The sequence below is a fragment of the Hydrogenovibrio sp. SC-1 genome (assembly GCF_002848135.1).
In the GTDB taxonomy this organism is placed as follows: domain Bacteria; phylum Pseudomonadota; class Gammaproteobacteria; order Thiomicrospirales; family Thiomicrospiraceae; genus Hydrogenovibrio.
Genome location: NZ_PKGB01000014.1, coordinates 34528 through 53785, shown reverse-complemented (window position 1 = coordinate 53785; position 19258 = coordinate 34528). Strand labels below are relative to the sequence as shown.

Here is a 19258-nt window from a genome sequence, read left to right as displayed (position 1 = left end):
TATGGTGCATCAAAATGAAAATTGTTACCGTTTAAATCATTTAGACAAATCTTGGGACATTGATACCTATATTGCGAATGGTGGTTATGAAGTATGGAAGAAAGTCCTAGCAGGTGACTTAACCCCGCAAGAAATTATTGATGAGGTGAAAGTATCTAACATCCGTGGTCGAGGCGGTGCAGGATTCCCAACGGGTCTCAAATGGAGCTTTATGAATCGTAATGCCCCGGGAGACAAGTATATTGTTTGTAACTCGGATGAAGGTGAACCTGGAACCTTTAAGGATAGAGATATTCTTCGGTATAACCCCCATGCGTTAGTTGAAGGGATGATGATTGCGGGTTATGTGATTGGTGCATCATCTGGTTATAACTATATTCGTGGCGAGTTTTGGGAACCCTATCAGCGGTTTCATAATGCAATTCTTCAAGCGCGTGAAGCTGGATTACTTGGTAAAGACATTTTAGGGTCCGGGTATGATTTTGATTTAAACGCGCACTTAGGTGCCGGTGCCTATATCTGTGGTGAAGAAACCGCATTAATCGAATCCATTGAAGGTAAAAAAGGCCAGCCAAGATTCAAACCACCTTTCCCTGCTAGTTATGGGCTTTATGGTAAACCCACGACCATTAATAATACGGAGACATTGGCATCCATTCCAATGATTCTAGCTAAAGGTGGTGAATGGTTTAATGACCTTGGGGTTGCCAATGCTGGCGGAACTAAATGTTATTCCGTTTCAGGGCATGTCTTGAAGCCCGGTAACTTTGAAGTTCGTATGGGGACACCATTTAAGGACTTACTTGAGTTGGCAGGTGGTGTATGGAAAGGCCGCCAATTAAAAGCAGTGATTCCTGGCGGTGCATCCACAGCATTTTTACCGGCTGAAAAAGCCATGGAAATGAATATGGATTATGATTCTATCGCGAAAGCAGGTTCTTTCTTAGGAGCCGGCTCAATGATCGTGATGGATGATCATACAGATATCGTTAAAGTGGTCGAAAATTTAAGCCATTTTTATTGGGATGAATCTTGTGGCCAGTGTACACCTTGTCGTGAAGGAACGGGCTGGTTGTATCGGGTTGTAAAACGGATTCGTGCTGGTAAGGGTCGGCCTGAAGATATTGAAGCATTGAAAGATGTGTCTGGCAAAATTATGGGGCGCGTTATCTGTGGACTAGGGGATGCGGCGACCATTGCATTGACGAGTGCGATCGAGCACTATGAGCATGAGTTCCGCCACTACATCGATCATGGTTGTAGTATTTTCGATAGGCAATAAAGTTTTAATTTATTGCAATAAAACATACCCGAATAATAGTTTAGGTCAAAAATTATGGTAAAAATTGAAATTAATGATCAGGTGGTAGAAGCACGCGAAGGTGACATGTTAATTGATGTTGCCGATAACGCTCAGATTTCGATTCCCCGTTTTTGTTATCACAAAAAATTGTCAATCGCGGCGAGTTGTCGTATGTGCTTGGTCGAAGTAGAGGGTGCACCAAAAGCTTTACCCGCTTGTGCAACCCCAGTTACCGACGGGATGAAGGTGCATACCAAATCTAAAAAGGCTGTTGCTGCGCAAAAATCAGTGATGGAATTTTTGCTGATAAACCATCCTCTTGACTGCCCAATTTGTGACCAAGGGGGTGAATGCGAACTCCAAGATGTTGCTATGACTTATGGCGATGATGTTTCAAGGTATTCTGAAACAAAACGCGTTGTGGGTAATAAGAATCTGGGTTCTCTAATTCATACCGATATGACGCGTTGTATTCATTGTACGCGTTGCGTTCGTTTTGGTCAGGAAGTCGCTGGAATGATGGAGCTAGGGGCGACAGGACGAAGTGAATGGATGGAGATTGGGACTTACATTGAGAAGTCAGTTACTTCTGAGATGTCGGGTAATATGATTGATCTCTGTCCCGTTGGCGCTTTAACCTCTAAACCGTTTCGTTATTCTGCCCGCCCTTGGGAATTGACCGCACACAAATCCGTTTCACCACATGATAGTATTGGCTCTAACTTAACGTTACATGTTAAAAATAACCGCGTTAAACGTGTGGTCCCCGCCGAAAATGAAACGATTAATGAAGTTTGGATTTCAGATAGAGATCGTTATTCTTACGAATCCATTCATCATGAAGATCGTTTACACTTTCCGATGATTAAAAAGCATGGCCAATGGCAAACGGTGAGTTGGGAAGATGCATTAGCATTTGCAGCGGATAAGATTAGCCAGTATGCAAAAGCGGATTCAGAACATTTTGGCGTTTTTGCCTCACCTAATTCAACGTTAGAAGAATTGCATCTTTTACAGAAATTGGCTAGAGCAATCGGGGTTGAAAACATTGACCATCGCTTACGTCAGCAAGATTTCTCATTAGATGCAGCAGGTATTTTTTCACCCAAATTGAATCACAGTTTGCCAGAAGTTGAATCCTTATCTGAAGTTGTTTTGGTAGGGTCGTATTTAAGAAAAGAATTACCACTTCTAAACCATCGCCTTCGCAAAGCTCAGCTGAATGGCAATCATATTTCGGTGGTTAATCCGCAACAATTTGATTTCAATTACAACCTGTCACATCAACTAATTGATACCAATATGGTTCAGTCGTTGAAAGGGTTAGTGAAGGCCGCAGCTGATTTGGCCGGTAAAACTGACCAGGCCTGGTTAAAATCAGTTGAAGCAACGCCAGAACAGATTGCTCTTGCTAAGACTTTAATGGATGCTGAATCGGGTGCGATAATGTTAGGGCAAATTGCTCAAACGGATGCTCGCTATTCACAACTGATTATCTTATCTCAACAACTTGCCGACTTGACGAACTCGACGTTAAATGTATTGCCGCTTACGGCAAATGAAGTCGGTGCGCATATGACAAAATTTACCCCTAATAATGGAAAGCATGTTCAATCATTGCTTTCAGGGAAAACAAAAGCCTTTATTAATATGGGTATTGAGCCTGAAAAGGATTGTCTCGATGGAGACTTAGCTTTGAAGGCGATGCGTTCAGCGGAGTGCGTGATTAATTTAACGGCGTTTGATAGTGAGACTCAAAGAGAGTATGCCGATGTGTTGTTGCCGATCTCTACTTTTGCGGAAACAGCGGGTACATTCGTTAACGCCTGCGGTGTCAAGCAATCTTTTAAGATGGCAATAGAGCCTGCAGATGAAATTAAGCCTGCTTGGAAGGTCCTTCGAGTATTAGGCAATATGCTCGAGTTAGAAGGTTTTGACTATGTGCATAGTAATGAAGTATTTGCAGAGGTCAGTTCTGATTTGGTAGAAACAGTGGACTTCTCTGGGCTCAATGTTGATACAGAATCGTCTGATTCACTGCTTCCAGCACAATTCATTTCCATGTATCAAGTGGATGGGTTAGTAAGGCGGTCACCGTCCTTGCAAGCAACACCTGATGCAAATGTGAACGTTATTTAAGGTAGAGGATAATATAAGATGTTTGATGCGTTACAAACCTGGCTCTCTTCCTTTCTTTATGATTGGCTGGCCATTTTAATTACTTTATTAATTCAGGCGGTAGCCGTTATTTTGCCAGTGTTGCTGGCTGTTGCTTGGTTAACTTTTTTTGAACGTAAAGTAATTGGGTATATGCAAATCCGAATGGGACCTAACCGAGTTGGACCAAAAGGATGGCTACAACCTATTGCCGATGCTTTAAAATTAATGAATAAGGAAATTATTTTTCCATCTCAATCTAACCTTTATCTTTTTGTAATAGCCCCAGTTTTAGCCTTGGCACCAGCCATTGCTGGCTGGGCGGTGATTCCATTTGATGCTAATGGCGTAGTAGCCGCTGATATTAATGCGGGATTACTTTATGTGTTAGCGGTCTCTTCAGTGGTCGTTTACGGGGTTGTTATTTCCGGTTGGGCATCCAATTCTAAATATGCCTTCCTCGGTGCCATGCGTGCTTCTGCTCAGAAAATTTCTTATGAGATTGCTATGGGATTTGCGTTGGTAACGGTGTTGATGGTTGCCGGTAGCATGAATTTGACCGCCATTGTCGAAGGTCAACAGGGCGGGATTTTGCATTGGTATTGGATTCCATTACTGCCGATGTTCTTTGTGTATTTCTTATCCGGTGTTGCTGAAACCAACCGAGCGCCATTCGATGTCGCGGAAGGGGAATCCGAGATTGTTGCTGGCTTCCACGTTGAATATTCCGGTATGGCGTTTGCGATATTCTTCTTGGCTGAATACGCCATGATGATTTTAATCTCCTTTATGACAGCCATTATGTTTTTAGGGGGATGGTTATCGCCTTTTGAAGGGGTTCCTGTTTTGGGTGAGTTACTTGCTTGGGTTCCTGGATTTATCTGGTTATTTGCTAAAGTTGCACTTTTCCTCTTTATTTTCTTGTGGTTCCGTGCAACTTTTCCTCGGTACCGTTATGACCAAATCATGCGATTGGGTTGGAAGGTCTTTATCCCAGTAACAATCGTTTGGGTATTCGTGGTGGGTGCAATGGCCTACTACAGAGTTGGTCCTTGGTTCAATTAAGGGGTATGGAATGATTACATTTATTAGACATCAAGTAAAAACCTTTGGGCTTATTGAGTTATTTAAAGGACTTGCCGTAACGGGGAAATATTTCTTTAAGAAGAAGATTACAGTTCGCTATCCGGAAGAAAAAACGCCTTATTCCCCCCGTTTTAGAGGACATCATGCGTTGCGTCGTTATGAAAGTGGTGAAGAACGTTGCATCGCTTGTAAATTATGTGAAGCGGTTTGTCCTGCTAATGCGATTACCATTGAATCGGAAGAAAGAGCGGACGGTTCACGGAGAACCGTTCAATATGATATTGATATGTTTAAATGTATCTATTGCGGCTTTTGTGAGGAAGCCTGTCCCGTAGATGCGATTGTTGAAACTCGAGTATACGAGTATGAATTTCATGAGCGTGGCCCGAATATTGTCACTAAAGAAAGACTGTTGGCATTTGGTGATCAGCATGAAGCTCAAATTGCTGCTGACCGAGCAGCAGATGCAAAATATCGATAAAGCCTTAATCAATTAAAGAGACAGTGTAAATGACGTTTGAACAATTTATCTTTTATATACTCACGACCGTCGCCGCGTTATCTGGCTTGATGGTGATTAGTGTAAAGAACCCAGTTAAGGCTGCATTATGGTTGGTACTGACTTTTGTATCCACAGCTGGTGTATGGCTAATCGCCCAAGCTGAATTCTTAGGCCTTGTGCTGATCCTGGTCTATGTTGGTGCGGTGATGGTGTTATTCTTATTCGTGGTGATGATGCTGGATATCAATGTTGCTACGATTAAGGAAGGCTTTACTCGCTATTACCCGCTAGGGGCATTAACCGCATTGGCTATTTTTGCCTTGATTTATTTAGTGGTTGGGCCAAGCCGGTTTGGTTTAGAGCAAGTCAGTTCTCCAATGGTGGATGAAGATGTCAGTAATACACTTTCCATCGCCGTTCCTTTATATACAACCCACGTTTTTGCATTTATCTTAGCCGCAGTATTGCTATTGGTCGGGATTGTTGCTGCAATTACCTTGACATTGAGAAGACGTCCGCCGGAAACAGTTTTATATCAAAATATTGATAAGCAAGTTAAGGCTAAGTCAGCTGACTATTTCAGAATGGTCAAAATGGATGCTGTCAAAAAAGATGCCGATTTACCTGAGGAGGAGAAGGACTGATGATAGCTTTATCAGATTACTTAGTGTTTGGTGCCATTTTGTTTATGGTCAGTATGGCCGGTATATTTCTCAACCGAAAGAATGTTATTGTCTTATTAATGTCTATCGAATTGTTATTGTTGGCAGTCAATACGAACTTTATCGCTTTTTCTCATTACCTAAATGATGTAACGGGTCAAATATTTGTCTTCTTTATTTTGACAGTGGCTGCTGCTGAAGCGGCAATTGGACTTGCGATTATTGTATTGGTCTTCCGTAATCGTAAGAGTATTAACGTCGATGAATTAGGTTCGCTGAAAGGATAATAGACTATGATATTGAAATTTTTGTTAACGATTATCCTTTTGTCACCATTGTTTGGCGCAGTGGCCGCAGGTTTATTCGGGCGTCAAATTGGACGTAAGGGTGCGCACACCATCACCATTTTTGGGGTGGCTGTCTCTACCGTGTTGTCTGCTTATGTCTTTTGGATGTTTGTAGTGAATGGCCATTCAGAGTTTAATACCTCTCTTTATACTTGGTTAGTATCAGATGGAATGAAATTTGAGATTGGTTATATGATTGATAACCTATCGGCTACCATGATGTTGGTTGTTACTTTCGTTTCTTTAATGGTTCATGTCTATACCATTGGGTATATGGATCATGATGAAGACTATGATCATCACAATCCTTACTATCAACGATTCTTTAGTTATATTTCATTATTTACTTTCGCAATGTTGTCCTTGGTGATGGCTAATAACTTCTTACAGCTCTTCTTCGGTTGGGAAGCGGTTGGTTTAGTTTCATACTTGTTAATCGGTTTCTATATGAAGCGTGAATCGGCTATTCAAGCAAATTTAAAAGCTTTCTTAGTGAATCGTGTAGGGGATTTCGGTTTCTTGATCGGTATTGCAATTGTGGTGATGTATTTCAATACACTGGATTACCGTGAATTTTTTGCTGGATTAGAGGCGCATACAGAAACGACCATTAGCTTTTTCCCTGGTGTTGAATGGTCAGTGATTACGGCTATGTGTTTGTTCTTATTTGTGGGTGCGATGGGTAAGTCAGCACAAATGCCTTTACATGTTTGGCTTCCAGAGTCTATGGAAGGTCCAACACCCATTTCAGCATTAATCCATGCGGCAACCATGGTAACCGCAGGTATCTTTATGGTTGCGAGATTGTCTCCTGCATTTGAGTTATCTGAAGTTGCTTTAAGTGCGGTCATGATTATTGGTGCAACGACAGCCTTTATGATGGGGGCACTCGGGATTGTACAGAATGATATAAAACGTGTCGTTGCTTACTCAACCTTGTCACAACTTGGTTATATGGTTGCTGCTTTAGGGGCATCAGCTTATGCGGCAGGTATGTTCCATGTATTAACGCATGCATTCTTTAAGGCGTTATTATTCTTAGCGGCTGGTTCAGTTATTATTGCAATGCATCATATTCAGGATATTCGTCAGATGGGGGGCATGAAGAAACATATGCCTATTACCTATTGGACAATGTTAATTGGCTCTTTGTCTTTGATCGGCTTCCCTGGTTTCGCAGGCTTCTTTTCAAAGGATAGTATTTTAATGGCACTTGAAGCCTCTAATGCTTATGGTGCTGATTATGCCTATATTCTGCTAGTACTAGGGGTCTTTATTACAGCCTTCTATAGCTTCAGAATGTTCTTCTTGGTTTTCCATGGAGAAGAGTCTGAGTATGTGAAGTCACATACTATTTCAGAATCACCAAAGGTTGTGACGATTCCTTTGATCTTATTAGCCATCCCTGCGGTCATTATGGGAGCGCCGATGATAGCGTCAGTATGGTCAGGAGACTACTTTGGCACTGCAATCCAAGTCTTGCCAGAACATGATGTTTTAGGAGCACTTTATCATCACCATTACCACGGTATTGTGGATATGGTCATCCATTCATTAACGACGCTTCCTGTTATGTTAGCAACGGCTGGTGTTGTATTGGCTTGGTTCTTTTATCTGAAGCGGCCAGATATTCCAGCTCGTATTAAGAGTAGCTGCCCAAGAGGGTTTGCAATGCTTAATAATGCCTATGGTTTTGATCGCTTTAATGAAGTCGTTTTCCAAAATGGCGCACGGAAGCTGGGTGGATATTTCTGGCGATCTATTGACGTAAAAATCATTGATAAAGGGATTGTCACGAATAGTTTTGAATCAGTAATGAATATGGCATCAGCTTTAAGACTCAGTCAGACAGGCTTACTATATCATTATGCCTTTGTGATGATATTTGGTCTGCTAGCAATGCTTATTTGGGTGCTGTGGTAATGATAATAATAAATAGAGAAGGGAATTAATTTCATGGTGTTCGGTTTTCCTATTTTAAGTACCCTGGTTTGGTTACCAATCGTTGGTGGTGCATTAATTTTATTTTTGGGTCGAGATAGAGACAGTTTTGCAAAGTGGACAGCACTAGGAGTTTCAATACTCACTTTTCTAGCGTCACTGACTTTGTGGACTGCGTTTGACTCAAATACGTCTGCAATGCAATTTGTTGAAAAAACAGAATGGATTTCACAATTTAATATTTATTATTATTTGGGTGTTGATGGGCTATCAATGCCATTAATCCTATTAACAACCTTTACTCAAATTTTGGTGATTGCTTCGGCTTGGGAAGTGATTAAAGAGCGTGTTGAGCAGTACATGGGTGCCTTTATGATTATGCAAGGTCTCATGATTGGTGTTTTTGCAGCACTTGACTCTATCTTGTTTTACGTGTTCTGGGAAGCCCTATTGATTCCAATGTTTATCGTAATTGGTAAATGGGGTGGTCAAGATCGTGTTTATGCAACCTTGAAGTTCTTCTTGTATACCTTCTTTGGTTCAGTCTTTATGTTGGTTGCATTTATTTATATGTATTTCCAATCAGGCAGCTTTTCGATTTTGGATTTTCACGCGATGCCGATAGCGATGACTGCTCAAATCTTTATTTTCTTGGCGTTTTTAATTGCCTTTGCGGTTAAGGTTCCAATGTTCCCGGTACATACTTGGTTACCCGATGCACACGTTCAAGCTCCGACTGCGGGCTCGGTTGTGCTAGCGGCTATTATGTTGAAAATGGGGGGTTATGGGTTCGTTCGGTTTAGTTTACCCATTACGCCGGATGCCTCTATGACCTTAGATTGGTTAGTGATTGCCTTATCATTAATTGCAATTTTCTATATTGGTTTAGTTGCAATGGTGCAATCTGATATGAAAAAGTTGGTTGCCTATTCGTCAATTTCACATATGGGCTTTGTAACGATCGGGATGTTCTTGGTCTACGATATCATCCAAACCACAGGTTCCTCACAAGGAGCGATGATCGGTATGGAAGGGGCTATGATTCAAATGATTTCTCATGGCTTTATCTCAGGGGCCATGTTCTTGATGATCGGTGTCCTTTATGATCGAATGCATACTCGTGAAATTTCCGCCTATGGTGGGGTTGTCAACGTAATGCCTTGGTTCGGGTTCTTCGCGGTATTGTTCTCTATGTCTAATTCAGGGTTGCCTGGCACATCCGGTTTCGTAGGGGAGTTTATGGTTATCCTTGCAGCCTTTAAAGCGAACGTTTGGTATGGTTTAGTTGCGGCAACAACCTTGATTATTGGGGCTGCCTATACATTGTGGATGGTAAAACGTGTTTACTTCGGACCTGTTGCAAATGAACAGGTTGGAAAGTTGAAGGATTTAAGCAAACGCGAATTTGCCATTATGGCAACGCTGGCTTTTGCCGTCGTTCTGCTTGGGGTTTACCCTGCACCACTCATTGAAGTGATGCACTCATCGGTGGCCAATTTACTAGTCCAAGCGACCACTTCAAAATTATAAGAATCTAATAGGTGAGTTAATCGTATGAATTTTGTTATTCCCAGTTTTCTTCCTGCCATTCCTGAAATTGCGTTGTTAGCACTAACATCGCTCATTCTTGTGGCAGACACCATCTGGTCTAAACGTCATCAATTTGCGACCTATTATGCAACGCAATTTACCTTGTTCATTGTTGGGATGTTGTTGCTGTCTAGTTTTGCTACTGAACAGACACTAACCTTTAGTGGTAGTTTCGTTCGTGACCAGTTTGGTGATATTTTAAAACTTTTCATTATCTTGATCTCAATGGGGATTTTCATGTTCTCGCGTGAATACCTATTGCAGGCGAAGTTCTATCGTGGAGAATTTTTTACGCTTGGTTTGTTTGGCATCTTGGGGATGCTGGTGATGGTGTCCGCTTATAATTTCATTACGCTTTATTTAGGGCTTGAAATTATGTCTTTAGCCATTTATACCTTAGTTGCCATGAGAAAGTCTGACTCAAAAGCGTTGGAATCTTCTTTAAAATATTTTGTGCTAGGTGCCTTGGCAACAGGAATGCTACTTTACGGCTTCTCGATGATCTATGGTGCAACGGCTACCATACAGTTCGATGAAATGGCTAGAGTAATTGCCAGCGGTTCTGCGGATGATGTCGTACTCTCATTTGGTGTTGTGTTTGTTGTGATTGGTTTGGCATTCAAATTGGGTGCAGTTCCATTTCACATGTGGGTGCCTGATGTTTATGAAGGGGCGCCAACAGCAGTTACCTTGTATATGGGAACCGCTTCAAAAATTGCAGCCTTTGCCATCCTGTACAGAGTCTTAGTTGAGGCAATCCCGGATTTAGTTGCTGATTGGCAAGCATTGATCATTATTATCACCATTCTTTCTTTAATTGTTGGTGCGGTGGTTACCTTAGTGCAGGAAAACCTTAAGCGACTATTAGCTTATTCTGGGATTGGTCATATTGGCTTCTTGCTATTAGGTATCATTGCCGCGAATCCAGGTGGCTATTCTGCAGCAATGTTCTATGTCATTGTCTATTCGATTACGGCTTTAGCTGCATTTGGGATGATCGTCGCCTTGGCTCGAACCAATACAGAATTTGATTTAATTGCTGACTTTAAAGGGATGAATCAACGTAACCCTTGGTTAGCTTTAATGATGTTGTTTGTGATGTTCTCAATGGCTGGGATTCCACCGTTCATTGGCTTCTATGCCAAGATTCTAGTAATTGAAGAGGTCGTACAAGCAGGCTTTACTTGGTTAGCTATTCTGTCTGTTGTTACAGCGGTTATCAGTGCCTTCTACTACTTAAGAGTTGTTAAGGTAATGTATTTTGATGATCCAGATGATGCCACACCGATTGAACCAGTCAGCCGACAGTTAAAATGGGCTGTGAGCTTTGTATCAGCATTGTTATTAATCCTCGGCTTAATGCCTTCATCTCTTATTACGCTTTGCTATAACAGCTTAAGCTAACTTTATGAGCCACTTTCTAGTGGCTCTATCATTTTATCAAGGAGTTAAAATGACGCTAGATTTAGCAGTCTGGGTTTTACTTGTAACCGCAATCGTCTTAGCAAATATTCCCTGGATTTTTAGTAATCGTGTATTTGTGGTGATGACATTAGAAACCAAGTCTATTTGGATCAATATCGCAGAATGGTTGTTATACTTCATGCTCACCGGACTCTTCGCTTATCTATTAGAAAGTAAAGCGATGGGAGTTGTCCACGAGCAAGAGTGGGAGTTTTATGCGGTCACCTTCTTTATGTTTGCGATTTTTTCATTTCCAGGGTTTATTTATCGCTATAACCTAAAGAGTTTTTTAGATAGAGCAAGAAGACTAAATTAATAAAGATAGTCCTTGCAATTTCTGTGTGAGCCTCTATAATACGCACACATCGAAACACACTGTGTAACGATTTACATTGATGCGGGGTGGAGCAGCTTGGTAGCTCGTCGGGCTCATAACCCGAAGGTCGTTGGTTCAAATCCAGCCCCCGCTACCAAATTCTTATAGTTTTTTAAGTGTTGCATTTACTTAAAAAGCCATTAAAATAGAACTTAAATAACGGAGTTGCTTGTTCCAGAGCCGAAGAGCCTTACCGGGGCTTACTCCTACTCCAACCCGGGTTAGCTAATGTTGTCCGCCAAAGACTTTTATAGCTACTCGGGTTTTTCTTTTTTTGGGTATCGGAAATTTTTCACAAATTCCACTTCTTAAATACCCTTAACGCTAAATCTTAATTAAAACACTTTTAAATGTCTAGCATTAAGATCATAAGATTTACTAATGGTCTGTGATTCCGGCTGGTTATCAACATACCTATGCAGGTATCTATGATCAAAGTGTGCATAGCGTTTTACCATTTTAAAATCTGTCCAACCTCCTAATTCTTGAAGTATTTCCAATGGCGTACCTTTCTGTACATGCCAGGTTGCCCAGGTGTGCCTTAGATCATGCCAACGAAAGTTTTCAATTTTAGCCTTATCTAGGGCTCTTCTAAACGCTTTACCATTTGCTCTTCGTATAGGCCTCCCTTTGTATGTGAAAACCCGGTCTTTGTGCTGTCCCTTTGCTTGATATAGTATTTTTATTGCTTTATCAGATAGCGGGACGATATAAGGCTTTTCACCTTTCAAGATATCATGCTCCTGGATATAAATAATTCGTTGTGCTAGATCTACCTGGTCCCAGCGCAGCAGAGTTATATTGGACTCTCTAAGGCCTGTTTCAAGCGCAAATATAGTCATGGCCTTAAGGTGAGTTGGGAGTACTGCTAGGAGGCGGTGCATTTCATCTGTGGTAAGCCAGCGAATTCTAAGTCGTGGTTCCTTCAACATCTTGATATAAGGCGGGTCGCACTTAACTTCCCATTCTTTATGAGCCTTGTTTAGTACGGCTCTGATTTTTTGTAGCATTCTATTAACGGTCGTATTGCTCACACCTTCATCAAGCCTGGCTTCTATGATGTCGTTGATAACGTGCCGGTCTATTTCATCAAGTGATAGCTTTTCCAGATATTTATTGGAGAGTTTAAAGATACTTGCTTCATTGACAGCATCCTTGTTTTTACTTTCCTTAACAAATCTTTCGACTGCATCAACCCATTTCATTTTACGCTTACCATCTTTGTTAACAATTTTAATTAGTTGGCTTCGAACGACAGAATCAATGGGCAGGTTTTTCTTTTTATGATGTTTTAATGACATATCTCAAGTTCCTAAATTAAGTCTATTTGCCTATTTTCTGGAACCCGTAATTAGCATTATACTTGCCAAATTGATTTTATTGTATCCCTATATATACTTACGTAATTTGCTTCATCCACTCATTTCTGCTATTAATTACTAATCCCAATTTTTTGTCAGGGTTAGGGATTAGATACCCTTTAATTACTTTGGGCCTTGTTCTACCTGATTTTGATTCGATTTCATATTTGAAGATATTTTCACCTTTTTGTGTCTTTAGATTAATTTTCAGCTTCGAAACCTCACGTTGAGCTTTGTCCCAACTAATACCCGTTTCAGAATCGAACTGTCTAAAGATAGCCGGAGATGCAAGAAACAATCCCTCGCTAACCATGTGAACACGGTTTGAAGGCTGGTTAATTTCGATTGAACCGGACTTTATACCGTCCACTAGCCAATGGATAAATTTCGCACCGGCTGAATCTGGATTGTTGAAGTCGATAGGAACTTCCGATGTCTGGAATACTTTATCGTTATGTTGTTTAACAGCACCGCCAATGGCTCCTTTGGTTTTTTCCATGATTTCATCCATGATTTGATCACGATCAGATATTTGTTCTGGAAGTGGTGACACTTCATTTTTGGATTCAATTTGCGAGGGTTCAGGTGCGTCGTCAAAAATACCAAAATCATCTACAAATGCGTCGTCATCACCTTCAGATTGTAGATTGTCCGGAGACGCATTAATGGCTTCATCTAGTTCATTAAGCTCATCGATCGCTTCTAGGGTATTTGCTTCTTTTGATGTTGGCAATTTCTGTTCAGTCGGAAGTTTCTTTTCGGGTTCTGATGGTTCTGCTACTGGTTTCTTTATCGCTTCTGATTTTGAAGTAGGGTTGGTGTTAACGGCAGATTTTTTAGGGTTGCTTCTTTCCTCTGGCTGCTGCGCTCTTTGTGAATCATCGTTTTTTTCTTTTGTTTCACTTCCAGCTTCAACTACTCGAATACTTGAGTTTGGTTCTGGCCGGTTATCAATGCTTGGCCAAACTTTTGACAACTTCATCTTTAACATTGAAAAATCACTGTTCCAGTCATCAACAAAAACTTTCGCTTTCCAAATAGCCTTATCTGCGTTGGCTTCAATCACTTCAAACTGTTGCAATTCATCCATTAACCGGTCATTACGATCAGGAACGGATTGTCCATCTTGTCGCATTCTTTCTTTTACATCATCTAGTAATCTTTTCACCACGAAATAGGCAAAATCTCCGTCAATATAGCAAGCTGCCCCGCGTCGATTGACAGGAACTCGATCTTCAGCCACTAGCGTCTGAATGGTTCTTAATATGCGCTCTGATAGTGGGCGTTGAGCTTGTTTTGCAGTGACCTTAGAAATATCGCCACCTAGATTGCCAACTACTGATGCCTGGTCAGACTTTTGAATTAGATCAGATACAACACCGGCTTCAGCATGATCACCAATCATAAAATTGATCAAAGCATAGAATGCCTCATCATCCTTCATAATCCATTCGATAGCACTGGGCGCTACAAATTTAAATAGTACGAATGCCGGAAGTTTTTCATGAAACTTGTGCTTCCTTTTAGGATTAAATCTGATTTCATACCTTTCTGGAGGGGAGGACTTTGATAAAAGGTTCCATTTTTTACCTTTTGGATCTACCTGGTTAACATCAGATATAACCTTGCCTACATCGTGGAAGAGGGCGCATAAAAATACAACGTATGTCCATAGATCTTTTCTTTGCTCTACCTCTTCAGGTATAACACCTGGAGGCAATATTTGGCCACGACGCAACCGGAGTGCATTTAGAATAATTTCTATAGTGTGCTGAAGCATTCCGCCAGGTTGACTATGGTGGTGTGCTTCCGATGCTGGCAGAAGCTGAATGACTTCTGCATATTGTTGTATAGGAACCATGTATAGATGATCAAAGAATTTTCTTGAAAGCCCAGTTAATTCATAAATCTCGTTGAGCTCATCGTTATATGGCTCTAATAGGATGTCATAGGGCTGCCTACTAATTTGTTTTCCATTTCTCAATCTAGGTGTTTCGGCTTTATTTTTGGAAAATATTTTTTTGACCGCATTCAACATGAATCTTACCCTCTAAATAAAAAAGCCATCTACCCATTCTTTAACTTCAAACAAGTCAGGGGAGGATCTAATATCGTAGTAAGCGTGAACATTATCTAGCCGTTTTCTAAACTCGATAAAGCTCTCTCTTAGAGGGTTCCATCGTTCTTTTGTATCTCTTGAATAAATCCTGATTTCGAATAATCCTTTCTCAATCAAAATTTCAGCAATCTTAGAAGTCAGGCCAAAAGGTGATTTTGGTTCCGACAGCTCTAAGTCCAACGACTTAAAATCAGATGCGATCGGGAAATTATTTACTTCTATTAAGTCATCAACCTCTAGAAAATTCCGTTCAAGCATGGCCAGCAATATGTTCAATGCAGATTGATTTCTGTCTTGCTTTATACCAATGATTTCTTTTGGTTTACCGAAGGTTTCTGTGTTTCTATAGGTATCTTTCATAGAGTTCCAGTTTTCTTCAGATGCTGAGCAGATTCTGAAAAAATCTTCAGGGGATGAAGAAATTTTATAGCTTGGATTAATCTCTTCAAGTCTTTCAAACCCCAGATGAATGTCTCCTATTGTCAAACCCGATAGGTTTTCCCCAAAATCAATCTCTTCTTCAATTACAACTTTGAACCAGTCTGGGTTCCTAACGGTTTCAACCTTATCTTTATAGTTTTCTTGAATTTCATTCCAGCTGCTATCTGATGCAGTACAAATTTTTGAGAAGTCTTCCGGTAGGGGAGATATTCTTTTTCGAGGATCTATTGCCTCGATGCGAGATATCCCTAGATTGATTTCACCAATCGTGAGATCTGAAATACTTGCTTCAAACTCAGAAAAAGCATCTTCTATCGTTTTGAACCAATCGTAATATCGACTTGGCCCGAACTCATAGAGTTGATCCAGAGTTTTAATTACACGACGTACATTTAGTCTTTTTGGTTGCTTCAAATCTTTTGCGGTAGCTGATGACATTGTTGTTTCAGTCTCTTTATTTATTACTTGGTAGTATTGTTGCAGAAACGGGAATTGGAGGATGAAATTACAAATATCAAGGATGTGTATTTGTAATTCAGAATGGTATTTGTGATTCTATCAAGCCCGTTTCTATAAAACGGGCTAGGCTTGAAAATTACTTATCTGGCCTTATTTGTGTCTAGGGTTTTAGTGGCGATTGGGACGAGTATCAAAGAATTACAGAGCCCTAAGTGCGTATTATGGAGCAACCTAGTGTCACCCATGATGGTAGTAGAATGGCTGAAAACCAATCAGTGGTACTGGTTGCCGACAGTCGTAGTTTGGCCAACTTCGGTCATTTGTTCGAGTCCTGTTTGGCTTCCCGTTCCGGACAAATCCTGGCACCATTGGAATGAGGTTATCTATATCGGTTAATGAACGGCTGCTTTCGATCAGTAGCCATTCATAAAATCAATCGAATGGCCCTAATGACGCCTCAAACTGCTCAATCGGCACCGGCTTGCCAAACAGATATCCCTGGTAGTGGGTACACCCCTTGCTCAGGAGAAGTTGTTGTTGCTCTTCCGTCTCTACCCCTTCAGCAATGACGTCCAGTTCCAGGTTTTGTGCCATAGCAACGATGGTGCGAACAATGGCTTTATCGCTGCTGTCGGCGGCAAGGTCGCGCACGAACGACTGGTCTATCTTGAGCTGATCGAGCGGCAGCTTCTTGAGGTATTGCAGGGATGAATAGCCAGTGCCGAAGTCGTCCAACGAGAGCTGGATGCCGATACCTTTCAATGTGTTCATGGCTGTAATGGTGTCTTCGATGCTCTTTACCAGTATGCTTTCGGTCAACTCTAATTTGAGTCGCATCGGGTTGATGGCATGGCGCTGCACGGTGGATTGTACTTGAGCCATGAAATCAGCCTGGCGAAATTGTCTGGCACTGACGTTGACCGCCAGAACGAGGTCACAGGTGAGCGCATCTTGCTCCCATGCCTTGAGTTGGGCACAAGCCGTATCCAGCACCCATTGCCCGATGGGCACTATCAGTCCGGTGTCTTCCGCCAGCGGAATGAATTGGTCAGGTGGTAGCAGACCGTGTTCGGGATGTATCCAGCGGATCAATGCTTCTGCTCCCAATGGACGGTGCGAACTGTCCACCTGAATCTGGTAATACATATGAAATTGCCCCTTCTCAAGTGCTTTGTGTAATTCGCATACGAGGGATGTGCGGGCGTTAATGGCATCCTGCATTTTCGGATTAAAGAATCTCAGCGTGTTGCGACCTGCTTTCTTGGCCTGATACATGGCGATGTCGACTCGTTTCAGCAGCTCTGCCACAGTCGTGCCGTGATTGCTGAAAAGAACTACACCAATACTGGCGGTGCAGTGATATTCGTCCATGGCAAGCTGGTAAGGCTGGTTGAGCGTAGCGAGTATTTTTTCGCTGACGTCTTTCGCCTGTATTGCTGCGGTTTCAATGTGTTGCTTGCTCAGGCCTTCCAACATCACTACGAATTCGTCGTCGCCCAGACGAGCCACTGTATCGCTTTTGCGCACACAGGACTCCAGGCGTTGCGCGATCTGTTGTAGCAGCAAGTCACCGACGTCATGGCCGAGGGTGTCGTTGATGTCCTTGAAATTGTCCAGGTCAAGCAACAACAGCGCAACCTCCCGGCCGCTACGCGAGCTGGTAACGAATGCATGATCAAGCCGATCCATAAGAAGCCGCCGGTTGGGCAGGCCGGTGAGCTGATCAAAGAAAGCCAGATGCTCAATTTTACTATCGGCCTTGAGACTGCGCGATTTAGCGAGTTGCCGTTCAAGCTTGGCTTGCTGATTCAGCGGACGGAAAACCAGGAGATAAAGAGCGGGAGAAACAATCGCGGTGAGCGCGACGGGATCAAAAACATAAATGAACAGATTTTTCAGAAATGGATCTTTCAGGAGGGTGGTATTTATGTTTTCGAAAAGCACCATGATCAACAACTCGCCCACCAGCACGATCAAAGCCAACGCAATCGCCACTCGCGCGGGGGTATTTAGAACTATCGGAAGCTTTTTCATAATGTGCTCTCCCATTTCGGCCATTCAGCGACGGTGGAAAGTGCGTGTAAAAACGATGTGAGGAGAATTACCGCAAGTTGATCGCGCGGAGGGGGGTAATCTATCAGCATGATCTGGTCTCGCTCTGCTTTTCCTGTTCAAATACGGGGGCTATGAACCGCACTATTCATCCTTTATTCAGGTATTTATATGGGCAGCTGTCGGTCTTGAATGACCGTTCATGGCCGAACCTCATCAGTCACCGTATTGCAGCAGCCTGCCGGTTTCATTGCAATCTGCACCAACTTCCGTTCTGCCCAAACTAGACCCGCGCGAAACTTGCCCAATATCAGCTAGAATAGCTGATAAATCATTTTCTTAACCAGGTGCAAAGTAAATGATCGCGGATTGACGTAAAATCGGTTTTTTTATATAGACCGATCCGAGGGAAGTAAGAATTGGATGATGTTTCTTTTTTCATCGTTAAATAATACGCTAAATTCTTAAATAACAACTTGCATTAGGTTTTGCTTATGCGTACTGGGTTTAATGCTGACAAAGCTACCAAATGTAAGTAGGTAGAACAAGATATGGCTCGATACCTTTATTTTTATTAAACAACATAGACGAAAGTTAACTCTATTGATATTACTTGCTTTTATCTTGTAATTTTAAAAAGTCTCTCGTTAATACGATTGGAGCTGTAGGGCCGGTCGTCGCCCGTAGCCCTTATGCTGCCCCCCTGTTTTGGGGCAGGCCCTTACGGATAGGGCCTTTCCCCGTAAGGCCTCCCTTCCTTTAAAACCTTTCCCTTTGAACCATTCCTTATATTCCATTCCATTCCCTTGGTGGTCGCCCACGACCACCGGCCATTAAGCCCTTAGCCATTACAAATACTGGAGGTTGTTATTTGTAACTGGTACTCGACATTCTTGATTGTTATTTAATATTCCATGCAGTGTTACAAATTAGGTTTTTAAGGAGATATTGAATGATTAAAGTAATGAATATTTTTGATGCAAAAAACGATAAGTTCATTGATGTGTCGCATCGAGGTCATGATTTTGGAAGTTTCGTAATGTTAGCGGATAAAGTTTTAGAAGTTATCAATTCTGAGATAGAAATTGACTGTCGCAAAAAATGGGGTGTTTCTAGTTTCTTTACTGATCCATTTATACCAGTTCGATATGTTTTAGATGATGAGGTTGTCGCAAATCAGGCTGAGTGCCAGTTGGAAGTTTGCATCACTTCAAATCAAGGTGATGATGTTCTGGAGTTTAGATTCGATGTTGCTGCAAATAACCAGACGGATATCGATGAGGCTCGTGAATATGAGAAAGGCTTTTCATGGGCTTGCCAGGTGAATTTCTCAAAGACCGTTCATATTTCGGAAGGCAAAATTCCGAAATTTATTGCTTAACTTATCCACAGATTCTG

The 19258-nt window shown here is 41.8% G+C and carries 16 protein-coding genes and 1 tRNA gene; 13 read left to right on the top strand and 4 right to left on the bottom strand.

Features of this window, described 5'->3' with window-relative positions; translation table 11 throughout:
• Nucleotide 1: 1 nt before the first annotated feature.
• From nuoF to CYQ88_RS08450, 11 genes are all read left to right on the top strand, one after another.
• Entirely contained in the window at nt 2–1282 is a 1281-nt protein-coding gene (gene nuoF, locus CYQ88_RS08500) for an NADH-quinone oxidoreductase subunit NuoF (RefSeq protein WP_101840930.1), read from the top strand.
• 54 nt (nt 1283–1336) lie between these two features.
• Entirely contained in the window at nt 1337–3442 is a 2106-nt protein-coding gene (gene nuoG, locus CYQ88_RS08495; protein ID WP_101840929.1) for an NADH-quinone oxidoreductase subunit NuoG, read from the top strand.
• An 18-nt stretch (nt 3443–3460) separates the two neighbouring features.
• On the top strand, nt 3461–4525 hold the full coding sequence (gene nuoH, locus CYQ88_RS08490; RefSeq protein ID WP_101840928.1) for an NADH-quinone oxidoreductase subunit NuoH: 1065 nt from the start codon (nt 3461–3463) through the stop codon (nt 4523–4525).
• 10 nt (nt 4526–4535) lie between these two features.
• Nucleotides 4536–5027: an NADH-quinone oxidoreductase subunit NuoI gene (gene nuoI, locus CYQ88_RS08485; RefSeq protein WP_101840927.1), complete on the top strand. Its 492-nt coding sequence runs from the start codon at nt 4536–4538 to the stop codon at nt 5025–5027.
• Between the two features lie 29 nt (nt 5028–5056).
• A complete protein-coding gene (locus tag CYQ88_RS08480) occupies nt 5057–5692 on the top strand; it encodes an NADH-quinone oxidoreductase subunit J (RefSeq protein WP_101840926.1) in 636 nt (211 codons plus the stop codon).
• Nucleotides 5692–5997: an NADH-quinone oxidoreductase subunit NuoK gene (nuoK, locus tag CYQ88_RS08475; protein WP_101840925.1), complete on the top strand. Its 306-nt coding sequence runs from the start codon at nt 5692–5694 to the stop codon at nt 5995–5997. The genes CYQ88_RS08480 and nuoK overlap by 1 nt, the downstream gene beginning before the upstream one ends.
• 6 nt (nt 5998–6003) lie before the next feature.
• Nucleotides 6004–7980: an NADH-quinone oxidoreductase subunit L gene (nuoL, locus tag CYQ88_RS08470; protein ID WP_101840924.1), complete on the top strand. Its 1977-nt coding sequence runs from the start codon at nt 6004–6006 to the stop codon at nt 7978–7980.
• Between the two features lie 33 nt (nt 7981–8013).
• Complete coding sequence (locus CYQ88_RS08465; protein WP_101840923.1) at nt 8014–9528, top strand: NADH-quinone oxidoreductase subunit M; 1515 nt, start codon at nt 8014–8016, stop codon at nt 9526–9528.
• A gap of 24 nt (nt 9529–9552) precedes the next feature.
• Nucleotides 9553–10992, top strand: coding sequence for an NADH-quinone oxidoreductase subunit NuoN (nuoN, locus tag CYQ88_RS08460; protein ID WP_101840922.1), 1440 nt, complete (start codon nt 9553–9555; stop codon nt 10990–10992).
• Nucleotides 10993–11041: 49 nt separating this feature from the next.
• On the top strand, nt 11042–11368 hold the full coding sequence (locus CYQ88_RS08455) for a DUF2818 family protein (RefSeq protein WP_101840921.1): 327 nt from the start codon (nt 11042–11044) through the stop codon (nt 11366–11368).
• Nucleotides 11369–11448: 80 nt separating this feature from the next.
• A tRNA-Met gene (locus tag CYQ88_RS08450) sits at nt 11449–11525 on the top strand.
• 238 nt (nt 11526–11763) lie between these two features.
• On the opposite strand, the gene CYQ88_RS08445 is transcribed toward CYQ88_RS08450, so the two are convergent.
• The 3 genes from CYQ88_RS08445 to CYQ88_RS08435 form a co-directional block, all read right to left on the bottom strand.
• Complete coding sequence (locus CYQ88_RS08445; protein ID WP_101840920.1) at nt 11764–12729, bottom strand: site-specific integrase; 966 nt, start codon at nt 12727–12729, stop codon at nt 11764–11766.
• Nucleotides 12730–12826: 97 nt separating this feature from the next.
• Nucleotides 12827–14827: a MobH family relaxase gene (mobH, locus tag CYQ88_RS08440; RefSeq protein WP_101840919.1), complete on the bottom strand. Its 2001-nt coding sequence runs from the start codon at nt 14825–14827 to the stop codon at nt 12827–12829.
• A gap of 12 nt (nt 14828–14839) precedes the next feature.
• Complete coding sequence (locus CYQ88_RS08435; protein ID WP_101840918.1) at nt 14840–15787, bottom strand: hypothetical protein; 948 nt, start codon at nt 15785–15787, stop codon at nt 14840–14842.
• 242 nt (nt 15788–16029) lie between these two features.
• Between CYQ88_RS08435 and CYQ88_RS11520 the strand changes: the two genes are divergently transcribed.
• A complete protein-coding gene (locus tag CYQ88_RS11520) occupies nt 16030–16185 on the top strand; it encodes a hypothetical protein (RefSeq protein ID WP_158236034.1) in 156 nt (51 codons plus the stop codon).
• A gap of 55 nt (nt 16186–16240) precedes the next feature.
• On the opposite strand, the gene CYQ88_RS08430 is transcribed toward CYQ88_RS11520, so the two are convergent.
• Nucleotides 16241–17842 carry a bifunctional diguanylate cyclase/phosphodiesterase gene (locus tag CYQ88_RS08430; RefSeq protein WP_199170178.1) on the bottom strand — a complete coding sequence of 534 codons (1602 nt, stop codon included), beginning with the start codon at nt 17840–17842 and terminating at the stop codon, nt 16241–16243.
• Nucleotides 17843–18812: 970 nt separating this feature from the next.
• On the opposite strand from CYQ88_RS08430, the gene CYQ88_RS08425 reads away from it, so the two are divergent.
• A complete protein-coding gene (locus tag CYQ88_RS08425) occupies nt 18813–19241 on the top strand; it encodes a hypothetical protein (RefSeq protein WP_101840916.1) in 429 nt (142 codons plus the stop codon).
• Nucleotides 19242–19258: the final 17 nt, after the last annotated feature.